The organism is Pseudomonas sp. 3296 (assembly GCF_031456615.1).
GTDB lineage: Bacteria > Pseudomonadota > Gammaproteobacteria > Pseudomonadales > Pseudomonadaceae > Aquipseudomonas > Aquipseudomonas mucoides.
In genome coordinates this window covers 313,112-332,403 of sequence record NZ_JAVDUY010000002.1, presented here as the reverse complement: position 1 = coordinate 332,403, position 19,292 = coordinate 313,112, and the positions used below count along the sequence as shown (strand labels likewise).

General features: G+C 59.5%; 18 protein-coding genes. 12 read left to right on the top strand and 6 right to left on the bottom strand.

The genetic code is table 11. From position 1 onward, the window contains the following. Nucleotides 1-76: 76 nt before the first annotated feature. The 7 genes from J2X66_RS06020 to J2X66_RS05990 all read left to right on the top strand — a co-directional run bounded on the left by J2X66_RS06020 (nucleotide 77) and on the right by J2X66_RS05990 (nucleotide 8,523). Nucleotides 77-1,435 (top strand): glutamine synthetase family protein, encoded by a 1,359-nt coding sequence (locus J2X66_RS06020; RefSeq protein WP_310262148.1) that lies wholly within the window; start codon nucleotides 77-79, stop codon nucleotides 1,433-1,435. Between the two features lie 59 nt (nucleotides 1,436-1,494). After that, entirely contained in the window at nucleotides 1,495-2,859 is a 1,365-nt protein-coding gene (locus J2X66_RS06015; RefSeq protein WP_310262145.1) for an aspartate aminotransferase family protein, read from the top strand. 188 nt (nucleotides 2,860-3,047) lie between these two features. Beyond that, nucleotides 3,048-4,160, top strand: a complete 1,113-nt coding sequence (locus J2X66_RS06010) for a polyamine ABC transporter substrate-binding protein (RefSeq protein WP_310262141.1) — start codon at nucleotides 3,048-3,050, stop codon at nucleotides 4,158-4,160. A gap of 245 nt (nucleotides 4,161-4,405) precedes the next feature. Then, nucleotides 4,406-5,503, top strand: a complete 1,098-nt coding sequence (locus tag J2X66_RS06005) for a polyamine ABC transporter substrate-binding protein (RefSeq protein ID WP_310262138.1) — start codon at nucleotides 4,406-4,408, stop codon at nucleotides 5,501-5,503. Between the two features lie 73 nt (nucleotides 5,504-5,576). Next, nucleotides 5,577-6,719 (top strand): ABC transporter ATP-binding protein, encoded by a 1,143-nt coding sequence (locus tag J2X66_RS06000; protein ID WP_027926489.1) that lies wholly within the window; start codon nucleotides 5,577-5,579, stop codon nucleotides 6,717-6,719. Nucleotides 6,720-6,754: 35 nt separating this feature from the next. Continuing rightward, on the top strand, nucleotides 6,755-7,636 hold the full coding sequence (locus tag J2X66_RS05995; protein ID WP_310263066.1) for an ABC transporter permease subunit: 882 nt from the start codon (nucleotides 6,755-6,757) through the stop codon (nucleotides 7,634-7,636). Further along, nucleotides 7,633-8,523: an ABC transporter permease subunit gene (locus J2X66_RS05990; RefSeq protein WP_310262135.1), complete on the top strand. Its 891-nt coding sequence runs from the start codon at nucleotides 7,633-7,635 to the stop codon at nucleotides 8,521-8,523. Before J2X66_RS05995 ends, J2X66_RS05990 begins: the two co-directional genes overlap by 4 nt. A 79-nt stretch (nucleotides 8,524-8,602) precedes the next feature. On the opposite strand, the gene J2X66_RS05985 is transcribed toward J2X66_RS05990, so the two are convergent. After that, entirely contained in the window at nucleotides 8,603-9,244 is a 642-nt protein-coding gene (locus J2X66_RS05985) for an HD domain-containing protein (RefSeq protein ID WP_310262132.1), read from the bottom strand. 269 nt (nucleotides 9,245-9,513) lie between these two features. Between J2X66_RS05985 and J2X66_RS05980 the strand changes: the two genes are divergently transcribed. Further along, on the top strand, nucleotides 9,514-10,479 hold the full coding sequence (locus J2X66_RS05980; RefSeq protein WP_310262129.1) for a DJ-1/PfpI family protein: 966 nt from the start codon (nucleotides 9,514-9,516) through the stop codon (nucleotides 10,477-10,479). Between the two features lie 51 nt (nucleotides 10,480-10,530). On the opposite strand, the gene J2X66_RS05975 is transcribed toward J2X66_RS05980, so the two are convergent. Together J2X66_RS05975 and J2X66_RS05970 are read right to left on the bottom strand one after the other, a co-directional pair. Next, complete coding sequence (locus tag J2X66_RS05975; RefSeq protein WP_310262127.1) at nucleotides 10,531-12,942, bottom strand: penicillin acylase family protein; 2,412 nt, start codon at nucleotides 12,940-12,942, stop codon at nucleotides 10,531-10,533. Between the two features lie 103 nt (nucleotides 12,943-13,045). Then, complete coding sequence (locus J2X66_RS05970; RefSeq protein WP_310262124.1) at nucleotides 13,046-13,624, bottom strand: DUF6436 domain-containing protein; 579 nt, start codon at nucleotides 13,622-13,624, stop codon at nucleotides 13,046-13,048. A 96-nt stretch (nucleotides 13,625-13,720) separates the two neighbouring features. On the opposite strand from J2X66_RS05970, the gene J2X66_RS05965 reads away from it, so the two are divergent. Then, nucleotides 13,721-14,668 (top strand): alpha/beta hydrolase, encoded by a 948-nt coding sequence (locus J2X66_RS05965; RefSeq protein ID WP_027926496.1) that lies wholly within the window; start codon nucleotides 13,721-13,723, stop codon nucleotides 14,666-14,668. A 21-nt stretch (nucleotides 14,669-14,689) separates the two neighbouring features. Here J2X66_RS05965 and J2X66_RS05960 read toward each other — a convergent pair whose 3' ends face one another. Continuing rightward, nucleotides 14,690-15,442 (bottom strand): DUF2059 domain-containing protein, encoded by a 753-nt coding sequence (locus J2X66_RS05960; RefSeq protein WP_310262120.1) that lies wholly within the window; start codon nucleotides 15,440-15,442, stop codon nucleotides 14,690-14,692. Between the two features lie 108 nt (nucleotides 15,443-15,550). Between J2X66_RS05960 and J2X66_RS05955 the strand changes: the two genes are divergently transcribed. Continuing rightward, entirely contained in the window at nucleotides 15,551-16,183 is a 633-nt protein-coding gene (locus tag J2X66_RS05955; protein ID WP_027926498.1) for a 2OG-Fe(II) oxygenase, read from the top strand. Nucleotides 16,184-16,185: 2 nt separating this feature from the next. Then, nucleotides 16,186-16,671, top strand: a complete 486-nt coding sequence (locus J2X66_RS05950; protein ID WP_310262117.1) for a DUF523 domain-containing protein — start codon at nucleotides 16,186-16,188, stop codon at nucleotides 16,669-16,671. Nucleotides 16,672-16,735: 64 nt separating this feature from the next. Here J2X66_RS05950 and J2X66_RS05945 read toward each other — a convergent pair whose 3' ends face one another. Continuing rightward, the gene (locus J2X66_RS05945) at nucleotides 16,736-17,320 is read right to left on the bottom strand and encodes a transporter substrate-binding domain-containing protein (protein WP_310262113.1); all 585 of its coding nucleotides are present in this window, start codon (nucleotides 17,318-17,320) and stop codon (nucleotides 16,736-16,738) included. 135 nt (nucleotides 17,321-17,455) lie between these two features. Between J2X66_RS05945 and J2X66_RS05940 the strand changes: the two genes are divergently transcribed. Then, entirely contained in the window at nucleotides 17,456-17,881 is a 426-nt protein-coding gene (locus J2X66_RS05940; protein WP_310262110.1) for a DUF4399 domain-containing protein, read from the top strand. 103 nt (nucleotides 17,882-17,984) lie between these two features. Here J2X66_RS05940 and serA read toward each other — a convergent pair whose 3' ends face one another. Next, entirely contained in the window at nucleotides 17,985-19,214 is a 1,230-nt protein-coding gene (gene serA / locus J2X66_RS05935; protein ID WP_027926502.1) for a phosphoglycerate dehydrogenase, read from the bottom strand. Nucleotides 19,215-19,292 lie beyond the last annotated feature (78 nt).

Below are 19,292 nucleotides of genomic sequence, written 5' to 3'. Positions count from 1 at the left end.
TTTCAACGCGACGCCGATGCGTCAACTATTGCCTGACGCAAGCAAGCGTCAGGAAACTCAAAGCCTAGAGGCATTTATGAGTAACAACCTCGACCAGCTCACCGATTGGTTGAAAGACCACAAGATCACAGAAGTCGAATGCATGATCGCCGACTTGACCGGGATCACCCGGGGCAAGATTTCGCCGACCAACAAGTTCATTGCAGAAAAAGGCATGCGCCTGCCCGAAAGCGTTCTGTTGCAGACCGTGACTGGTGACTATGTCGAAGACGACATCTATTACGAACTGCTCGACCCGGCCGACATCGACATGATCTGCCGCCCCGACCAGAACGCCGTATTCCTCGTGCCGTGGGCCATCGAACCGACTGCCCAGGTGATCCACGACACCTATGACAAGCAAGGCAACCCGATCGAGCTGTCGCCACGCAACGTGCTCAAGAAGGTCCTCAAACTCTATTCCGACCGCGGCTGGCAGCCCATCGTGGCGCCGGAAATGGAGTTCTACCTGACCAAGCGCAGCGACGACCCCGACTACCCGCTGCAACCGCCGATTGGCCGTTCCGGGCGTCCGGAAATCGGTCGTCAGTCGTTCTCGATCGAAGCGGCGAACGAATTCGACCCGCTGTTCGAAGACGTCTACGACTGGTGCGAATTGCAGGAGCTGGACCTCGATACGCTGATCCACGAAGACGGCACGGCGCAGATGGAAATCAATTTCCGTCACGGCGATGCCCTGTCCCTGGCCGACCAGATCCTGGTGTTCAAGCGCACCATGCGTGAAGCCGCGCTCAAGCATGACGTGGCGGCGACGTTCATGGCCAAGCCCATGACCGGCGAGCCGGGCAGCGCGATGCACTTGCACCAGAGCATCATCGACATCGAAACCGGCAAGAACATCTTCTCCAATGAAGACGGGACCATGAGCCAATTGTTCCTGCACCACATCGGTGGCTTGCAGAAACTGATCCCTGAGTTGTTACCGCTGTTCGCACCGAACGTGAACTCGTTCCGCCGCTTCCTGCCGGACACCTCGGCACCGGTGAACGTGGAGTGGGGCGAAGAGAACCGCACCGTGGGCCTGCGGGTTCCGGATGCCGGGCCGCAAAACCGTCGGGTGGAAAACCGCCTGCCGGGCGCTGATGCCAACCCGTACCTGGCGATTGCCGCGAGCCTGCTCTGCGGCTACATCGGCATGGTCGAGGGCCTCAACCCGAGCGCACCGGTGGTAGGTCGTGGCTATGAACGCCGCAACCTGCGCCTGCCACTGACCATCGAGGACGCGCTGGAACGCATGGAAAACAGCTCGACCATCGAGAAATACCTGGGCAAAAACTTCATCACTGGCTACGTCGCGGTCAAGCGGGCCGAGCATGAAAACTTCAAGCGCGTCATCAGTTCGTGGGAGCGTGAATTCCTGCTCTTCGCCGTCTGATACGCCGGGCGCCGTCGTTGTCGGGCGGCGCTTTCACCTGATTTTTTTTGGAGATTGGTATGACCAGCAATAATCCGCAAACCCGTGAATGGCAAACCCTGAGCAACGATCACCACCTGGCCCCGTTCAGCGACTTCAAGCAGCTGAAAGAGAAAGGCCCGCGCATCATCACAAACGCCAAGGGCGTTTATCTGTGGGACAGCGAAGGCAACAAGATCCTCGACGGCATGGCCGGCCTGTGGTGCGTCGCGATCGGTTACGGGCGTGATGAACTGGCCGACGCGGCCAGCAAGCAAATGCGCGAACTGCCTTACTACAACCTGTTCTTCCAGACCGCTCACCCGCCGGTACTGGAACTGGCCAAGGCTATCGCCGACATCGCGCCGCAAGGCATGAACCACGTGTTCTTCACCGGTTCCGGCTCCGAAGGCAACGACACCATGCTGCGTATGGTTCGCCACTACTGGGCGATCAAGGGCCAGCCGAAGAAGAAAGTCATCATCAGCCGCAAAAACGGTTATCACGGTTCCACCGTGGCCGGCGCGAGCCTCGGTGGCATGACGTACATGCACGAACAAGGCGACTTGCCGATCCCGGGCATCGTCCACATCGCGCAGCCGTACTGGTTCACCGAAGGCGGCGACATGACGCCTGAAGAGTTCGGCGTCTGGGCGGCGAATCAGCTGGAAGAGAAGATTCTGGAAATCGGCGTGGACAACGTCGGCGCCTTTATTGCCGAGCCGATCCAGGGTGCCGGCGGCGTGATCATTCCGCCTGAGACCTACTGGCCGCGCATCAAGGAAATCCTCGCCAAGTACGACATTCTGTTCGTGGCGGACGAAGTGATCTGTGGTTTCGGCCGCACCGGTGAGTGGTTCGGTACCGATTACTACGACCTCAAGCCCGACATGATGACCATCGCCAAGGGCCTGACCTCCGGCTACATCCCTATGGGTGGCCTGATCGTGCGTGACGAAGTGGTTGCCGTACTGAACGAAGGCGGCGACTTCAACCACGGTTTCACCTACTCCGGTCACCCGGTGGCGGCTGCGGTGGCGCTGGAAAACATCCGCATCCTGCGCGAAGAAAAAATTATCGAGCGCGTGCATGCTGAAACGGCACCTTATTTGCAGAAGCGTCTTCGGGAACTGAACGATCACCCGCTGGTGGGGGAAGTGCGCGGGGTCGGTCTGTTGGGGGCCATTGAACTGGTTCAGGACAAAGCCACGCGTAAACGTTACGAAGGCAAGGGTGTCGGCATGATCTGCCGCCAGTTCTGCTTCGACAACGGCCTGATCATGCGTGCCGTGGGCGACACCATGATCATTGCTCCGCCACTGGTGATTACACCGGCTGAAATCGACGAGTTGGTGACCAAGGCACGCAAGTGTCTGGACCTGACTCTGAGTGCGTTGCAGGGCTAAGTGCTAGGCTCTGAGCGGAAGTTGTTGGGGTTTGTATCGAAACAGCTACTTTCGCTCAGAGGCGTTAGAAATAAAGGCCTTTCCTTGAAAGACCCGTGTGGATATTGCCAGACTAGCCGCGGTTCCAGCTTCCCGGGTTCGGTCGCTGAACAAAGTGGTTCAAAAAAGAAAAATTTGGAGCATTACGCATGAAGGCACTAGGTAAAAAGCTTGCTGGCAAGACTCTTCTTGCCATGTCCCTGGCGGGGTTGATGGCGGGCGCGGTTCAGGCCGATGACAAAGTTCTGCACGTGTACAACTGGTCCGACTACATCGCTCCGGACACGATCGCGAACTTTGAAAAAGAGTCCGGGATCAAGGTGGTATACGACGTTTTCGACAGCAACGAAACCCTCGAAGCGAAGTTGCTGGCAGGCAAGTCCGGTTACGACATCGTCGTGCCGTCGAACAACTTCCTGGCCAAGCAAATCAAGGCCGGCGTTTACCAGAAGCTGGACAAGTCCAAGCTGCCTAACTGGAAAAACCTGAACCCTGAACTGCTCAAAGCGGTCTCGGTGAGCGACCCGGGTAACGAGCACGCCTTCCCGTACATGTGGGGTTCGATCGGTATCGGCTTCAACGCCGAGAAGGTCAAGGCGGCACTGGGCGCCGACGCACCGACCAATTCCTGGGACCTGATCTTCAAGCCTGAAAATGCGGCCAAGTTGAAGTCGTGCGGTATCAGCCTGCTGGATTCGCCAACCGAGATGATTCCGGCGGCGTTGCACTACCTGGGCCTGCCGACCGACAGCCAGAAGAAAGAAGACATCGACAAGGCTGAAGCCCTACTGTTGAAAGTCCGTCCTTCAATCGCCTACTTCCACTCCTCCAAGTACATCTCCGACCTGGCCAACGGCAACATCTGCGTCGCCGTGGGTTACTCGGGTGACGTGTATCAGGCCAAGTCCCGCGCGGCTGAAGCCGGTGACAAGGTGAAAGTCAGCTACAACATTCCGAAAGAAGGTGCCGGCAGCTTCTACGACATGGTCGCCATCCCTAAAGATGCCGAAAACGTCGAAGGCGCCTACAAGTTCATGACCTACCTGCAGAAGCCGGAAGTCATGGCTGCCATCACCAACGCCGTACGCTTCCCGAACGGTAACGCGGCTGCCACACCGTTGGTTGATAAAGACATCACCAGCGACCCGGGCGTCTACCCGCCAGCGGACGTGATGGCCAAGCTGTACGCGATTGCCGACTTGCCGGCCGCGACCCAGCGTCTGCTGACTCGCAGCTGGACCAAGATCAAATCGGGTAAATAAGACGTAAAACCCTGTAGCAGCTGCCGCAGGCTGCGTCCGACTGCGGAGCAGTTGTGCTGTTGAAAACGCGGGAAGGTCCTTCGGACCTTAACGCCGCCTTCGGCAGCTGCTACAGGTATCTGCATAAAAGTTTTGCTGGAACGGTTTTTCGAGGGTAAGTTGCGCGCCGGTTTTGTTGCCGGGCAGCCATGGCTGTCATGTAACGCGGGGCAACTTGGGCCCAACTAATTTTAGAGGACCTCCACTTGCCTATTTTTTCTTTGTTTCGCAATGCCATGCTGGTCGCAACCGGGTTGACGCTGGCCGTCAATGTCCAGGCTGCCGGCACCGTGCATGTTTATAACTGGTCGGACTACATCGGCTCTACCACCCTGGCAGACTTCCAGAAAGAGACCGGTATCAAGCCGGTTTACGACGTCTTCGATTCCAACGAAACCCTGGAAGGCAAGTTGCTGGCCGGGCGTACCGGTTACGACGTCGTTGTGCCGTCCAACCACTTCCTCGGCAAGCAGATCAAGGCGGGCGCTTTCCAGAAGCTCGACCGCTCCAAACTGACGAACTACGGCAACCTCGACCCGGTACTGCTCAAGCGCCTGGAGCAAAACGATCCGGGTAACCAGTACGCCGTGCCGTACCTGTGGGGCACCAACGGCATCGGTTACAACGTCGACAAGATCAAGGCCGTGCTGGGCGTCGACAAGATCGACTCCTGGAGCGTGCTGTTCGAGCCGGAAAACATCAAGAAACTGCACAGCTGCGGTGTAGCGTTCCTTGACTCGGCTGACGAAATGATGCCCACGGTCCTCAACTACATGGGGCTGAACGCCAACAGCACCAACCCGGAAGATTACAAAAAGGCCGAAGCCAAGTTGCTGGCCGTGCGGCCTTACGTGACGTACTTCCACTCCTCCAAATACATCACCGACCTGGCCAATGGCGATATCTGCATCGCGATCGGGTTCTCCGGCGACATGTTCCAGGCTCGCAACCGTGCGAACGAAGCCAAAAAAGGCGTGAAGATCGCCTACACGATTCCGAAAGAGGGCGGCGCGCTGTGGTTCGACATGCTGGCGATTCCAAAGGACTCGGCCAATGTCAAGGAAGCCCACGCCTTCATCAACTATTTGCTGAAACCTGAGGTGATTGCCCAGGTCAGTGATTACGTCGGCTACGCCAACCCTAACCCCGGGTCGGACAAACTGATGGAACAGTCCATTCGCACCGACGAAGCGGTTTATCCACCGCAAGCAGTCCTCGACAAGACCTACGTGTCGGTCGAGTTACCACCGAACATTCAACGTTTGATGACCCGTAGCTGGACCAAGGTCAAGACGGGTAAATAGCTTCAAGGCTCAAACTATCCAAAGTTGGCTCACCTTGAGCGAGCTGCACTCTTTTTTTCTGGGAGTTTCGTAAATGGCAGTTGCCTCCGGCGCCTATAAGAAAGCCCTCGAGGGCGACCAGTCACCTAAACAGGTGTTGGTCAAAATCGACCGGGTCACGAAGAAGTTCGACGAGACGATTGCCGTGGACGATGTGTCCCTGGAAATCAAGAAAGGCGAAATCTTCGCCTTGCTCGGCGGTTCGGGATCGGGCAAGTCCACCTTGCTGCGCATGCTCGCAGGCTTCGAACGGCCCACGGAGGGGCGCATTTACCTCGACGGCGTCGACATCACCGAGATGCCGCCGTACGAGCGACCGATCAACATGATGTTCCAGTCGTACGCCTTGTTCCCGCACATGACCGTGGCGCAGAACATCGCCTTCGGCCTCAAGCAGGACAAATTGCCGGCGGCTGAAGTCGATGCGCGCGTGGCCGACATGCTCAAGCTGGTGCAGATGAGCCAGTATGCCAAGCGCAAGCCGCATCAGTTGTCCGGTGGCCAGCGTCAGCGTGTGGCCCTGGCCCGTTCGCTGGCCAAGCGACCGAAGCTGTTGCTGCTCGATGAACCGATGGGTGCACTGGATAAAAAGCTGCGTTCGCAAATGCAGCTGGAGCTGGTCGAGATCATCGAGCGCGTCGGCGTAACCTGCGTGATGGTGACCCACGACCAGGAAGAGGCCATGACCATGGCCGAGCGCATCGCGATCATGCACCTGGGCTGGATCGCCCAGATCGGCAGCCCGATCGACATCTACGAAACCCCGACCAGCCGCCTGGTCTGCGAGTTCATCGGCAACGTCAACATCTTCGACGGTGAAGTGATCGACGACGCCGAAGGCCACGCGACTATTACCTGCAAGGACCTGGACCGGCAGATCTACGTCGGCCACGGCATCAGCACCTCGGTGCAGGATAAATCCGTGACCTACGCGATCCGTCCGGAAAAACTGCTGGTGACGCCAACCATGCCGACCTGCGAATACAACTGGTCCAGCGGCAAGGTGCACGACATCGCCTACCTGGGCGGTCATTCGGTGTTCTACGTTGAATTGCCGAGCGGCAAGATCGTCCAGTCGTTCGTCGCCAACGCCGAGCGCCGTGGCCAGCGCCCAACCTGGGGTGACCAGGTTTACGTGTACTGGGAAGACGACAGCGGCGTGGTACTTCGCTCATGAACATGCGCAAATTCAAACGCCGCCTCAATCGAATAATTCCCGGTGGCCGTCAGCTGGTCATCGGGGTTCCGTTCATCTGGCTGTTCATGTTCTTCATGTTGCCGTTCTTCATCGTCTTGAAGATCAGCTTCGCCGAAGCCGACGTGGCCATTCCGCCGTACACCGAGATCTACAATTTCGTCGACCAGAAGCTGCAGGTGCTGCTCAACCTCGGCAACTACGCGATGCTCGGCGACGACGAGTTGTACATCGCCGCTTACCTCGGCTCGTTGAAGATGGCGTTTTTAAGCACCATCCTCTGCCTGCTGATCGGTTACCCGATGGCCTACGCCATCGCCAGTGCCCGTAAAGAGCTGCAAACGGTGCTGGTGCTGCTGATCATGATGCCGACCTGGACTGCGATCCTGATCCGCGTGTATGCGTGGATGGGCATCCTCAGCAACAACGGCCTGCTCAACGGTTTCCTGATGAGCATGGGTTGGATCAACGAACCGCTGCAGATCCTCAACACCAACCTTGCGGTGTACATCGGTGTTGTTTATTCCTACCTGCCGTTCATGATCCTGCCGCTTTACGCCAACCTGGTGAAGCACGATCAGAGCCTGCTGGAAGCCGCCTCGGACCTCGGTTCGAGCACGTTCAACAGTTTCTGGAAGATCACGATTCCGCTGTCGAAAAACGGCATCATCGCCGGTTGCATGTTGGTGTTCATCCCGGTGGTGGGTGAGTTTGTGATCCCGGAACTGCTCGGCGGTCCGGAAACCCTGATGATCGGTAAAGTGCTGTGGCAAGAGTTCTTCAACAACCGTGACTGGCCGGTGGCGTCTGCCCTGGCGGTGGTGATGCTGGCGATCCTGATTGTGCCGATCATCCTGTTCAACCGTAGTCAGGCCAAAGAAATGGAGGGCAAAGAATGAAGCGCTTCAGTTTCTCCAGCCTGATGCTGGTATTCGGTTTGCTGTTTATCTACGCCCCGATGCTGATCCTGGTGATCTACTCGTTCAACGCCTCGAAACTGGTGACGGTGTGGGGCGGCTGGTCGATCAAGTGGTACGTCGGCCTGCTCGACAACACCCAACTGATGGGCTCGGTGGTGCGCTCGCTGGAAATCGCCTGCTACACGGCGGTGGCCGCGGTCGCGCTCGGTACGCTGGCGGCGTTCGTCCTGACCCGTATCACCCACTTCAAGGGTCGCACGTTATTCGGTGGCCTGGTCACCGCGCCGTTGGTGATGCCCGAAGTGATCACTGGTCTGTCGTTGTTGCTGCTGTTCGTGGCGATGGCGCAGATGATCGGTTGGCCACAGGAACGCGGCATCATCACCATCTGGATCGCCCACACGACGTTCTGTGCGGCGTATGTGGCGGTGGTGGTGTCGGCGCGCTTGCGTGAGCTGGACCTGTCCATCGAAGAAGCGGCCATGGACCTCGGTGCACGGCCGTGGAAGGTGTTCTTCCTGATCACCATCCCCATGATCGCGCCGTCGCTGGCGGCCGGCGGCATGATGTCGTTTGCCTTGTCGCTGGATGACCTGGTACTGGCGAGTTTCGTGTCGGGCCCGGGTTCGACGACCTTGCCGATGGAAGTGTTCTCGGCGGTGCGCCTGGGCGTGAAACCTGAGATCAACGCCGTGGCCAGCCTGATTCTGCTGGCGGTGTCGATCGTGACCTTCCTGGTCTGGTTCTTCAGCCGCCGCGCCGAAGAAAGCCGCAAGCGTGCGATTCAGCAAGCCATCGAAGAAGGCGCTGCCGACTCCTGGAAACAACCGGACGTACGCCGCGCCCCGGCGCCGGAAGCCGCTTAAACGCAATGCCGGGTTGACCACGCTCGTGTGGTCAACCCAACTCCCTGTGGGAGCGAGCAGGCTCGCTCCCACGATTGCTTCAGGCAACCCAGGGAGATTTGCGGATGATCTCGACAAAGTTCATCGGCTTGAACCTCGCCTCGCTATCCACCAGCACATCCGCATTCACCGTGCCGAACGTCGTGTCCGGCTTGTGCTTGAAGCCGTTGGCAAACGCACACAGGATGCACTCCTTGAACCCTTCACCCCGTGGATGCGCATGCACCACCGCCTCGCGCTGCACGGTGGAAAACCCCGCGTAGTCGATGCCCAACACATCCATTTCTACGCCAGCGGTCACCAGCGCCACGTTCGACCGCAGGTGCTGCGGCACGCCTGGTGTGGTGTGCAGCGCAATCGACAGCCAGACCTGCTCGATATCGTCATCGCTCAGCCCGTATGGCTTGAGAAACGCCTTGGCGGCATTGGCGCTGTCGACTTCAAAACGCTCGTCAGCGCTGCGATGACCTTCCACCAGACCAAGGTCATGGAACATTGCGCCGACGTACAACAGCTCCGGGTTGTAGGCCAATTGTTTGCGTTCGCCGCTCAAGGCACCGAACAGGAACACCCGGCGGGAGTGGTGATACAGCAGGTCGGATTCGACGTCGCGGATGTATTCGGTGGTGGCCTTGGCCAGTGCGCTGTCGGGGATTTTGATACCGGCAATGATGCTGCTCATGGTGATTTCCTCGTGGGGAACGCCGTGGCGGCGCTGATGGGTAAAGTCTGTGCCGCCCCCTGAAACCGGACAATCGATCCATGCCTGCGATCCTTGCCAATGAACCTGCATATCGCGCCAACCTCGCTTGTTGCACCTGGATTGGCTAAGTTTGACGGACCTGTAACAGCTGCCGAGCCTGCGAGGCTGCGTTCGGCTGCGTTCGGCTGCGCAGGCTCGGCAGCTGCTACAGGTCGTGTATTGGCTAACAATTGAGGGCGTTTTTCGCCATGAGTAAAACCGTCGCCATCGTGGTCTTCGCCGGCGTTCAGTCCCTGGACGTCACCGGTCCCATGGATGTGTTTTCTGAAGCCAATCGTTTCCTCGAACCGCCGGATCACTATCGATTGGAAGTGATCGGCGTCGAGCGCGGGGTGATGCCGTGTTCCAACGGTCTGTCGCTCAATGCGCATCGGCATTTCAGCGAAGCGCTTGAGGCGTATGACTTGCTGCTGGTGGCCGGTGGGCCGCAGTTGCCGTTCATGGAATTCGGCGCGGCGTTCGATACCTGGTTGCGAGCTGCCTGCGCGCGGGCGCAACGCTTTGGCTCGATCTGCAACGGCGCGTTCATCCTCGCCCGGGCCGGATTGCTCGAGGGGCGAACCGTGACGACTCATTGGGGCGACGCTGCCGCGCTGGCGAAGGTCTGTCCGTCGACCCAGGTCGAGGCGGATCGCTTGTACGTGCAGGATGGTGAGCTCTACACCTCGGCCGGTGTCACGGCGGGGATCGATTTGTCGTTGTACCTGCTGGCCATGGACCACGGACCTGAAGTCGCATTGAACGTGGCCAAGCGTCTGGTGGTGTTCACCCAACGCTCGGGCGGGCAATCGCAGTTCAGCCCGTTTCTCACACCCCACGCTGAACCCACCTCTGCCGTGGCGCTGGTTCAGCTCTACGTGCTGGCCAACCTTACCGGCGACCTGACCATCGCGGACCTGGCGAACGCGGCCAACATGAGCACCCGCAATTTCTCCCGGGTGTTCGCCAAGGAAGCCAGAATCACTCCGGCGGAATTCGTCGAGCGGGCGAGGGTGGATGCGGCGCGGGTGCTGCTGGAGAGCACGCATTCGCCGCTCAAGACCGTGGCCTACCAATGTGGATTCCGCGATGCCCAGCATATGCGCAGCGTGTTCAATCGCAGGCTGGGTGTGACGCCACAGCAGTTCCGGCTGAACTTTGCGGCGATGGTTTGACGGCGCCATCGCGAGCTTGCTCGCGATGGCGTCAGTCCAGACACCAAAAATCTAAGGCGCAGCCCGCGCCGGCAAAAACTTCAACGTGCTGCGCGTATTGGCCGTGATTTCTTCGTCGTTGAAATGCGCTTCGTAATACACCCCTTCGACATACGCCTCGGCCTGGTCATCGTAATGACTGTCGAACGGCACGCCGCTCTGGCCGACCGGGTTGATCGTCAGGCTGTGAGCCGGGTCGGCAAAGTCCACCAGACGCCGCGTGGACGGGCCGTAAGTCACCGGCCACGGCGCCGGGCCGATTTTGGCCGAGAGGTTGTTCGGCACTTCGTGGGTACCGGGTGCGTCGAACGGTCCGACGTTGAAGACCCGATCCAGCGGCTTCTGCACGCCCAGTGGATGACCATGGGTCAGGGTATGCGCCTTGCCCCACTGCCACTGCTTCGAATCCGCGCCGAGGGTGGTCTTGAGGTGGGCAATGCTCGCTTGCCAGGCCACCTTGACGGTGTCGGCGCGGGTTTCCTTGCCGAGGGTGTTGCGGTTGTCCCACCACGGTGAATCAGGCGTGGCAGCCAGACGCGGCAGTGCGGCATCGATCACGCGGGTCGAGAGCAAGGTCTCGAAAAAATCATTGCCCAATTCATCGTGCATCGTCGCATCAGCGAGGTTGAACAGGAACTGATTGAACAGCGTCGCACTGGTGGAATCGAGCGGGTAGTCGCCTTTCCACTGCGCCAGTTGTTCCACCAGTTTCAGTTCGGCGGGATCGCTCACCACCTCACGCAGCACCGGCAACAACGGCGTCAACAGGCGCGGACCGTAGGCGGTGGTAGTGCCCAGTTGCAGCTTCTGACTGGCGTCGATATCCCATTTCACGTTTTTGTCGCTGAGCTGGCGATTAAGCTGCTGACCGCGATCAGCCAAGTTGTAGTAACCGGGAATTTCCATGCCGGTCGGCGACAGCGGCTGGAAGTTGGCCGAGACGATGTAGCCGCGCGCCGGGTTTTCTTCCTGCGGGTTAGCGCTGAACGGGTAGAAGCCGTCCTTGTCCGGCTGATTAGTGCTGCCGTCGAGGATGAAACCGGGTTTCACCCCGGCCGCGCGCTTGGGCAGCAGTGCGGACGCCCACCAGCCGATGTCACCCTTGGCGTTGGCGTAGACGATGTTCAACCCCGGCGCCTGAACCTTGGCCGCAGCGGCGCGCGCCTTGGCCAGCGTGTCGGCGCGGTTGAGTTGATAGAAGCCGTCGAGAATCGGGTTCGGCGTTTCAAGGAACGCCCACCACATCGCCACCGGCGTCTTGCCGGCCGCCGTGCCAAGCGCATCGTTGATGATCGGGCCGTGGGGCGATTGACGCAGCGTCAGCTTGACCGCTTCCTGTCCCTTCACGACGATCTGTTGCTCGGTGGTGACCATGTCCACCCACTTGCCGCGATACCAGACCTGATTCGGGTTGTCCGGGTTGGTCTTCTCGGCGATCAGGTCCAGGTCGTCGTTCTGGAACATGGTCAGGCTCCAGCCGAAGTCCAGGTTGTGGCCGAGAAACGCAAACGGCACTAATGCCTGATGGTGGCCATACAGCTCAAAGCCCGGCGCCGAGAGTTGCGCCTCGTACCAGACCGCCGGGACCGAGAAGCGAATATGCGGGTCGCCGGCCAGCAGCGGCTTGCCGCTTTTGGTGTGGCTACCGGAAATGGCCCAGGCGTTGCTGCCCTCGAATTGCGGCAGGCCATTGTCGGCCAGTGCCTGTTCGCTCAGGCGGGCGAGGGCGTTCAGGTCTTTCCAGTCGCTGGTGGACAGTAGTGGCGCAGGCTTGGAATGCCCTTGGGCCAGGACACCTTTGGGCTGCCAGTCGAGGTCGAAGATGTTCAGGTAGTCGGCGCCCAACTGATCGCGCACGAACGTCAGCAACGGTTCGGTGCGAAACGCGGCGGCAAAGCTGTACGCCATGTAACCGGCGACGCTGATGCTGTCCTGCGCTGTGAACGGGCGCTTGTGGATGCCCAGCACGTCAAACTCTACGGGCGCTGCGTGCGTGTCCTGATATTGATTGATGCCGTCCAGATAGGCTTCCAGGGCCTTCCACGCCGGGGACTGCCGATCCAGCGCGGCGACGTAGCTGTCAGCCCGCTCGCGGATGCGCAGGCTGCGGAACAGCTTGTCAGTGTCGATCAGTTTCGGGCCGAAGATTTCGGCCAGTTCACCACGGGCCAGGCGGCGCATGGCTTCCATCTGGAACAAACGGTCCTGGGCCTGCACATAGCCGAGGGTGCGGTAGAGGTCGGTCTCGTTTTCCGCGCGGATATGCGCAATGCCGCGCTCGTCGTAGCGCACGCTCACCGAACCTTGCAGGTGCTGCAATTCCACTTGACCCTGGCGCGTCGGCTGCTTGCTGTACACATACCCGCCGACCCCGATGGCGAGCGCGACAATCAGCAAGGCAAGTATGGTCAGGACGCGTTTCATGGTGACTCCTTGTTCTTTTTGGATTGCCGCCCGTGTGGGCTGCCAACATGTAGCACAGACCTCCTGTGCCGGGCATCGCGGTCCTGCAAAAGTCAGTAATGCCTTATTTCATTTCAACGGGCCACGGGCAATAACAACCGATGGCCAGCGTATGCGTTGCATTCACTGTGCGACCTTCGCTCAGCGCTTGCAGGATGGGCTCGATAAAGCTGTTGTTCGAATTGCAGGTCAGGCCTTCGCTGTACGGGCCGAAGTAGGCCAGTTTGCCGGCGCGGTCCCAGATCGCCACGGCCGGGCTGGCAGGTATCTGTTCAGAGCCGGGCAGGACGGTAATGGTTTTCAGGCTGCTCAATGTGGTGGGGAGCTGGCCGTGACTGCCGGGTTTTTGCACGGCATAAAACTCGACGCCCTGTGGCACATAGCGCTCAACCAGTTCGCTCAGGTGTTGCTGATTGCCGACGTTGCACGGGCAGGCCGGGTCCCAGAAGTGCACCAGGCGAATGGCGCCCGGGCCGGCGAGGTCATCGGGCAGGCGCAGCGGGTCGCCGGAAAATACCGCGGTGTGTTCGCTGAACGCCCGCAAATAACGTCCTTGAAACCAGTCATACGCGGCCCACAGGACACCGGCACACACGAGGGCGAGCAGGCTGGCAAGCAGTGTGGTGCGGTAGGCCGGGCGCATGGGTTTCATCCTCGAAGGCCGGCTAGCTTGCCATGCTTGCTGCGACAGATGAATATCGCAGGCCTATAAAGTCTGTTTAACGCTCTGGAATCTTTCATGTCAGCCACGTTTGCCCCCGATCATTTGCGCGCCAGCCTGCGGCCATTGGCTGAAGGGCAGGCGCTGTCGACCGAGGCCATGGCGTATCAGCACTTTTACGGGCTGGATTTTCCAGGACGTACACTGCGAAGCGGGCTAGGGTGTTTCGAGGTCGATGGCTATCAGTTGGTCAGTCAGTTCTGGTGGCCGGAGCGGGCGAAGGCGACGCTGTTCCTGTTCCACGGTTTCTACGATCACACCGGGCTCTACCGTCATGTGATCGAGTGGGCGCTGGATCAGGGTTTTGCCGTGATTGCCTGCGACTTGCCGGGGCACGGTCTGTCCAGCGGCGAGCGGGCGAGCATCAAGGAATTCGCCGAGTATCAGGACACGCTGCAAGGGTTGTTCGCCGAGGCGTTGTCCATTGACCTGCCGCAGCCCTGGCACCTGTGCGGGCAGAGCACGGGCGGCGCAATCGTGATCGATCATGTGCTCAACCACGGCGCGAACAGCCCGGCTCAAGGTCAGGTAATCCTGTTGTCACCCCTGGTCCGGCCGCGTGCCTGGGGGTGGTCAAAGCTCAGCTATTACCTGCTCAAACCGTTCGTCAAAGCCATCGCCCGACGCTTCAGCGAGAACTCCAATGACCCTGATTTCCTGCCATTCCTGCAGGCCGATCCGTTGCAGCCGTTGCGTCTGCCGACAGCGTGGGTCGGGGCATTGGCGCGCTGGATCAAGCGAATCGAAGCTGCACCGAACAGCCCGCGCCGGCCGCTGATCGTGCAGGGGCAGGCGGACATGACGGTGGATTGGGAGCATAACCTTGGGGTATTGAAGGCCAAGTTCGATCGGCCTCAGGTGTTGATGTTGCCGGAGGCGCGGCATCATCTGGCGAATGAAACGTTGGTGATGCGGGAGGAGTATTTCGGGTTTTTGAGCAAGCGGATCAAAGGCCGGAATCTATAGCGATTTCCCAGGCACCGAAGTTTACTGGGTAAGGTTCGAAGTACTTTGCCCCACCGCCAACCCCGCCCGAATCGCCGCCAGCGCCGCCTGGTAATACGCCTGGCCTTCAGTGGACTCGGCAAACGTGGCGAACTCTTCCAGTTCGTTATCCGACAGGTCGCGGTAGACATACAGCAGCGTGTTGTTCAGGTCGCTGCCGATCTGGTCCATCAAACGCAGGCGCTGGCCGTTCAAGATCCCTTGCGACTGTCCACTGCCGAGCAACCCGGGGATCATCGAACTCAGGCTGTCAGCCGCGACACCGGCAATCGCCAGGCTGACCTCAGCACCCGCCTCGCGAGCGGGCAGGGCCTGGGCCAGGTGGCCGATGATCAGTTGACGGCTGTCACTGGCCTGCATCTTCGGCAGGCCCTTGGCGTTTTTCGCCAGTTGGTCGCGACGGGTGGCCAGCAACTCGGCGGCCACGACTTTTTTGCCCAATGGCGACTGGAAGAAGGTCAGTGCCGGTTTTGGATCGGCAAGGCTTTTGCGAAGTTGTGCTTCGGCACGTTGATCGACCGATTGCGGGGCAAAACGCTGATTGCTGTTGTTGACCAGTGCCTGAAACACCGCCGGTGGCAGGCTGCTTTCGTAGCGTTGTTGCGCGGCTGTGAGGGCGTCGTTGAAATGTGCGCGTTGGTCTGGCCAGCCGGCGACTTTATACAACTGGTCGTGGCCGTCTGCCCAAGCGGGCAAAACACAGAGCATCAACAGTGAAAAAAGCAACCGGCGCATAGGGACTCCTGTCAGCAGGCGACTATTCTCCGTGTGGCATCCGTACTTGTCGAGAATTCGTATCAACCCGCTGCGTGGCTCTGTCGGATTTTCAGGCACAGGAATACTATGCGCGGCATGCAAATACCCTCTGATCACCCGCTGCTGTTACGTATCGTTGACGACCTGGCTGCAAACGGCTGGTCGCAACAGAACATTTTCCTGCCTGAGGATCTGACCCGGGCGCTGGCGGCTGAGTGCCGTAAACGTGCAGCCGAGGGTGAACTGGCCCCGGCAGCGGTAGGCCGAGGGCCGTCATCGGAGGTTCGCGAAGGGATTCGTGGCGACCATATCCAGTGGATCGATCCCGGCCAGGCCGAGGCGTGCGACAGCTATCTGGCGTTGATGGACAGCCTGCGCGAAGCGATGAATCGCGGTTTGTTTCTGGGCCTGGAAGATTTCGAAAGCCATTTCGCGCTGTACCCGCCGGGCGCGTTTTACCTCCGGCACGTCGACCGTTTCCGCGATGACGACCGGCGCATGGTCTCGGCCGTGGTGTACCTCAATGACGGTTGGCTGCCCGAGCACGGCGGACAGTTGCGCATGTATCTGGAGGAAGACCGGGCCTACGATGTGGAACCTGTCGGCGGATGCCTGGTGGTGTTTCTGTCGGGCGAAGTCCCCCACGAAGTCCTGCCCGCGACCCGGGATCGCCTGTCGTTGACCGGCTGGTTCCGACGCCGGGGTAACGAGCCGTTCTGATCATGCAAAAGATTCTGGTAAGCCGTTGCCTGCTGGGCCACCGCGTACGCTACGACGGCGGGGCGAGCGGGCCATTCGATCAGCTCCAGCAGTGGCTGGACGAAGGCCGGGTCATCCCGTTGTGCCCCGAAGTGGCTGGCGGTTTGCCGACACCCAGGGCCGCAGCGGAAATTCCTGGCGGGCAGGGCGCGCACGTGCTGGATGGCCACGCCAGCGTGATCACCAGCGACGGCGAGGATGTCAGTGCGCAGTTTCTGTCGGGGGCTTATCAGGCGCTGGAACTGGTGCAAAAGCACGGTATCCGCATTGCCGTGCTCAAGGCCAATAGCCCGTCATGCGGGAATTTAATCACGTATGACGGAAGCTTCAGCGGTGTGAAGGTGGCAGGTGAGGGTGTGACGGCGGCGTTGCTCAAACGTAATGGAGTGCTTGTCTTTAGCGAGTTGGAGTTAGCGCAGGCGGCGCACTCATTGAGTTCACTCGACTAACGACCCACCCAAAACCAATGTGGGAGCAGGCTCGCTCCCACAGGTTTATTCGTTCAATCTGAATTCAGGGTTTCGGCGCCACGCTCGCATCCGCGCCCAACCACTTCTTCTCCAGCGCCGCCATCCGGCCATCGTCCTTGATCCGCTGCAACGCATTCTCCAGGCTGGCATGAAACGCCGGGTTGCCCTTCTGAAACGGAATCGCCAGATCCACCGGCGGATTGGCCTTGGGCTTCTCTTCGGCAAACGACTGCGTCAGCAACATCGAGCGCGGCTCTTCTTTCTGCGCGATCAATTGCGCATTGGTTTGAAGGTAAGGTTCGCTGAAATCGAAACGATCCTTCAGATCCGGGGTCATTGCTATGTGGTTGATGGCGACGTCGTACTTGCCGCTTTCTACGCCGGTCAACAGATCGCCCGAATCGGTCACGACGAAGTCGGGGCGGACATCGAGTTCGTCGGCCAGCAGTTGGCCCAGCTCGACTTCGAACCCGCTGAGCTTGCCTTCATCCTTGAAATTGAAGGGCGGTGTATTAGCCTCAAGAGCAATACGCAGTTCGCCACGGTCGTTGATGTCGTCAATCAGTTCGGCATGAGCCAAAGGGCTCAAAAGGGGTAGCAGACAGATCAGGCCAGGCAGAAAGCGCATGGTCACTCCTTTGAATTCATTATCGCGATGCTCTGGTTCAGGCTCGCTTTGCTATGGTTGTCGAGTGCCTTCGACAACGATTGACCATGAAGTTGTCATGGTCACGCGGATTTTACGAAAAAACTGGAGAAGAGAATGAAAACGTTTATGTCTCGTGCGGCTATGGCTGGCCTGCTGATGGGTGTTTCGGTACTGGCCAGTGCTGCCACGCCGGCGCCTAAAGGTGCCGAAGTGTCCATCGTCTCTCCTGAGGACGGTGGGACTGTCCCGCAAACTTTCAAGGTTAAATTCGCTGTCGAGAACGTTTCGCTGGCGCCGGCGGGTGACGAGACCAAGAATACCGGTCACCACCACCTGCTGATCGATGCCAAGGAGGTCATTCCTGCGGGGTCGGTGATTCCGGCGGACGCCAATCATGTGCATTTCGGCAAGGCGCAGACCGAAACCGAGCTCACGCTGACTCCCGGCAAGCACACCTTGCAACTGGAGCTGGGTGACAAAGGCCACATGGCTTTCGATCCACCGATCGTGTCGAAAAAAATCACCGTCAACGTCAAATAAAAAAGGGAGCCCTCAGGGGCTCCCTTTTTTACAGCTGCACGCGTCAAGCCATAAGCTTCAAGTTAAATCAAAAGCGAACTCAACTTGCCGCTTGAAGCCGCTTTTAAAACAACACGCGGCAACGAATGGTGCCGTTGATGTGCTGCAACTTCTCCTGGGCGATTTCCGAGTAGTCGGCGTCGACGTCGATCACGACGTAGCCGACTTTCTCGTTGGTCTGCAGGAACTGACCGGAGATGTTGATGCCGTTTTCGGCGAACACCTTGTTGATCTCGCTCATCACACCCGGAATGTTCTCGTGGATGTGCAGCAGACGGTGCTTGCCAGGGTGAGCCGGCAGGGCCACTTCCGGGAAGTTCACCGACGATACGGACGTACCGTTGTCGCTGTACTTGACCAGTTTTTCTGCCACTTCCAGACCGATGTTGGCTTGCGCTTCAGCGGTGGAGCCACCGATGTGCGGGGTCAGGATCACGTTGTCCAGGCCACGCAGCGGGCTTTCGAACTCTTCGTCGTTGGAGCGTGGCTCCACCGGGAACACGTCGATGGCCGCGCCGATCAGGTGCTTGTCCTTGATCGCGTCCGCCAGGGCGTCCAGTTCGACCACGGTGCCGCGAGCGGCGTTGATCAGGATGCCGCCCTTTTTGATGGCGCGGATTTCCTTCTCGCCGATCATCCACTGGGTCGCAGCGGTTTCCGGAACGTGCAGGGTGACGATGTCGGACATGCCCAGCAGCTCGTGCAGGTTGCCGACCTGAGTAGCGTTACCCAGTGGCAGCTTGGTCACGGTGTCGTAGAAGTACACCTGCATGCCCAGGCCTTCAGCCAGGACCGACAGTTGCGTACCGATCGAGCCGTAACCGACGATGCCCAGCTTCTTGCCGCGGATCTCAAAGGAGTTGGCCGCGCTTTTGATCCAGCCGCCACGGTGGCAGGAAGCGTTTTTCTCAGGGATGCCGCGCAGCAGCAGGATCGCTTCGGCCAGCACCAGCTCGGCGACGGAGCGGGTGTTGGAGTACGGTGCGTTGAACACCGCAATCCCGCGTTCGCGTGCTGCGTTCAGGTCAACCTGGTTGGTGCCGATGCAGAAACAGCCGACCGCGACCAGCTTCTTCGCGTGATCGAAGATCTCTTCGGTCAGTTGAGTGCGGGAGCGAATGCCGATGAAGTGCGCATCCGCGATCTTTTCCTTCAGCTGGGCTTCCGGCAGAGAACCCGTGAGGTACTCGATGCTGGTGTAGCCCGCCGACTTGAGAACGTCGACAGCCGATTGGTGGACGCCTTCGAGAAGAAGGAACTTGATCTTGCTCTTATCGAGAGAAGTCTTGCTCATCTGCGTAAACCTGTATCCCGGAGAAAAATGGCAGGAAATAGCCAGCAGACGCTGACCCGGACGGCAGGAAAGCCGTCG

Coding starts and splice junctions, on each gene's coding strand:
- J2X66_RS06020 (WP_310262148.1), top strand. CDS start 77: ATGAGTAACAACCTCGACCAGCTCACCGATTGGTTGAAAGACCACAAG.
- J2X66_RS06015 (WP_310262145.1), top strand. CDS start 1,495: ATGACCAGCAATAATCCGCAAACCCGTGAATGGCAAACCCTGAGCAAC.
- J2X66_RS06010 (WP_310262141.1), top strand. CDS start 3,048: ATGAAGGCACTAGGTAAAAAGCTTGCTGGCAAGACTCTTCTTGCCATG.
- J2X66_RS06000 (WP_027926489.1), top strand. CDS start 5,577: ATGGCAGTTGCCTCCGGCGCCTATAAGAAAGCCCTCGAGGGCGACCAG.
- J2X66_RS05990 (WP_310262135.1), top strand. CDS start 7,633: ATGAAGCGCTTCAGTTTCTCCAGCCTGATGCTGGTATTCGGTTTGCTG.
- J2X66_RS05985 (WP_310262132.1), bottom strand. CDS start 9,244: ATGAGCAGCATCATTGCCGGTATCAAAATCCCCGACAGCGCACTGGCC.
- J2X66_RS05980 (WP_310262129.1), top strand. CDS start 9,514: ATGAGTAAAACCGTCGCCATCGTGGTCTTCGCCGGCGTTCAGTCCCTG.
- J2X66_RS05975 (WP_310262127.1), bottom strand. CDS start 12,942: ATGAAACGCGTCCTGACCATACTTGCCTTGCTGATTGTCGCGCTCGCC.
- J2X66_RS05970 (WP_310262124.1), bottom strand. CDS start 13,624: ATGCGCCCGGCCTACCGCACCACACTGCTTGCCAGCCTGCTCGCCCTC.
- J2X66_RS05965 (WP_027926496.1), top strand. CDS start 13,721: ATGTCAGCCACGTTTGCCCCCGATCATTTGCGCGCCAGCCTGCGGCCA.
- J2X66_RS05960 (WP_310262120.1), bottom strand. CDS start 15,442: ATGCGCCGGTTGCTTTTTTCACTGTTGATGCTCTGTGTTTTGCCCGCT.
- J2X66_RS05955 (WP_027926498.1), top strand. CDS start 15,551: ATGCGCGGCATGCAAATACCCTCTGATCACCCGCTGCTGTTACGTATC.
- J2X66_RS05950 (WP_310262117.1), top strand. CDS start 16,186: ATGCAAAAGATTCTGGTAAGCCGTTGCCTGCTGGGCCACCGCGTACGC.
- J2X66_RS05945 (WP_310262113.1), bottom strand. CDS start 17,320: ATGCGCTTTCTGCCTGGCCTGATCTGTCTGCTACCCCTTTTGAGCCCT.
- J2X66_RS05940 (WP_310262110.1), top strand. CDS start 17,456: ATGAAAACGTTTATGTCTCGTGCGGCTATGGCTGGCCTGCTGATGGGT.
- serA (WP_027926502.1), bottom strand. CDS start 19,214: ATGAGCAAGACTTCTCTCGATAAGAGCAAGATCAAGTTCCTTCTTCTC.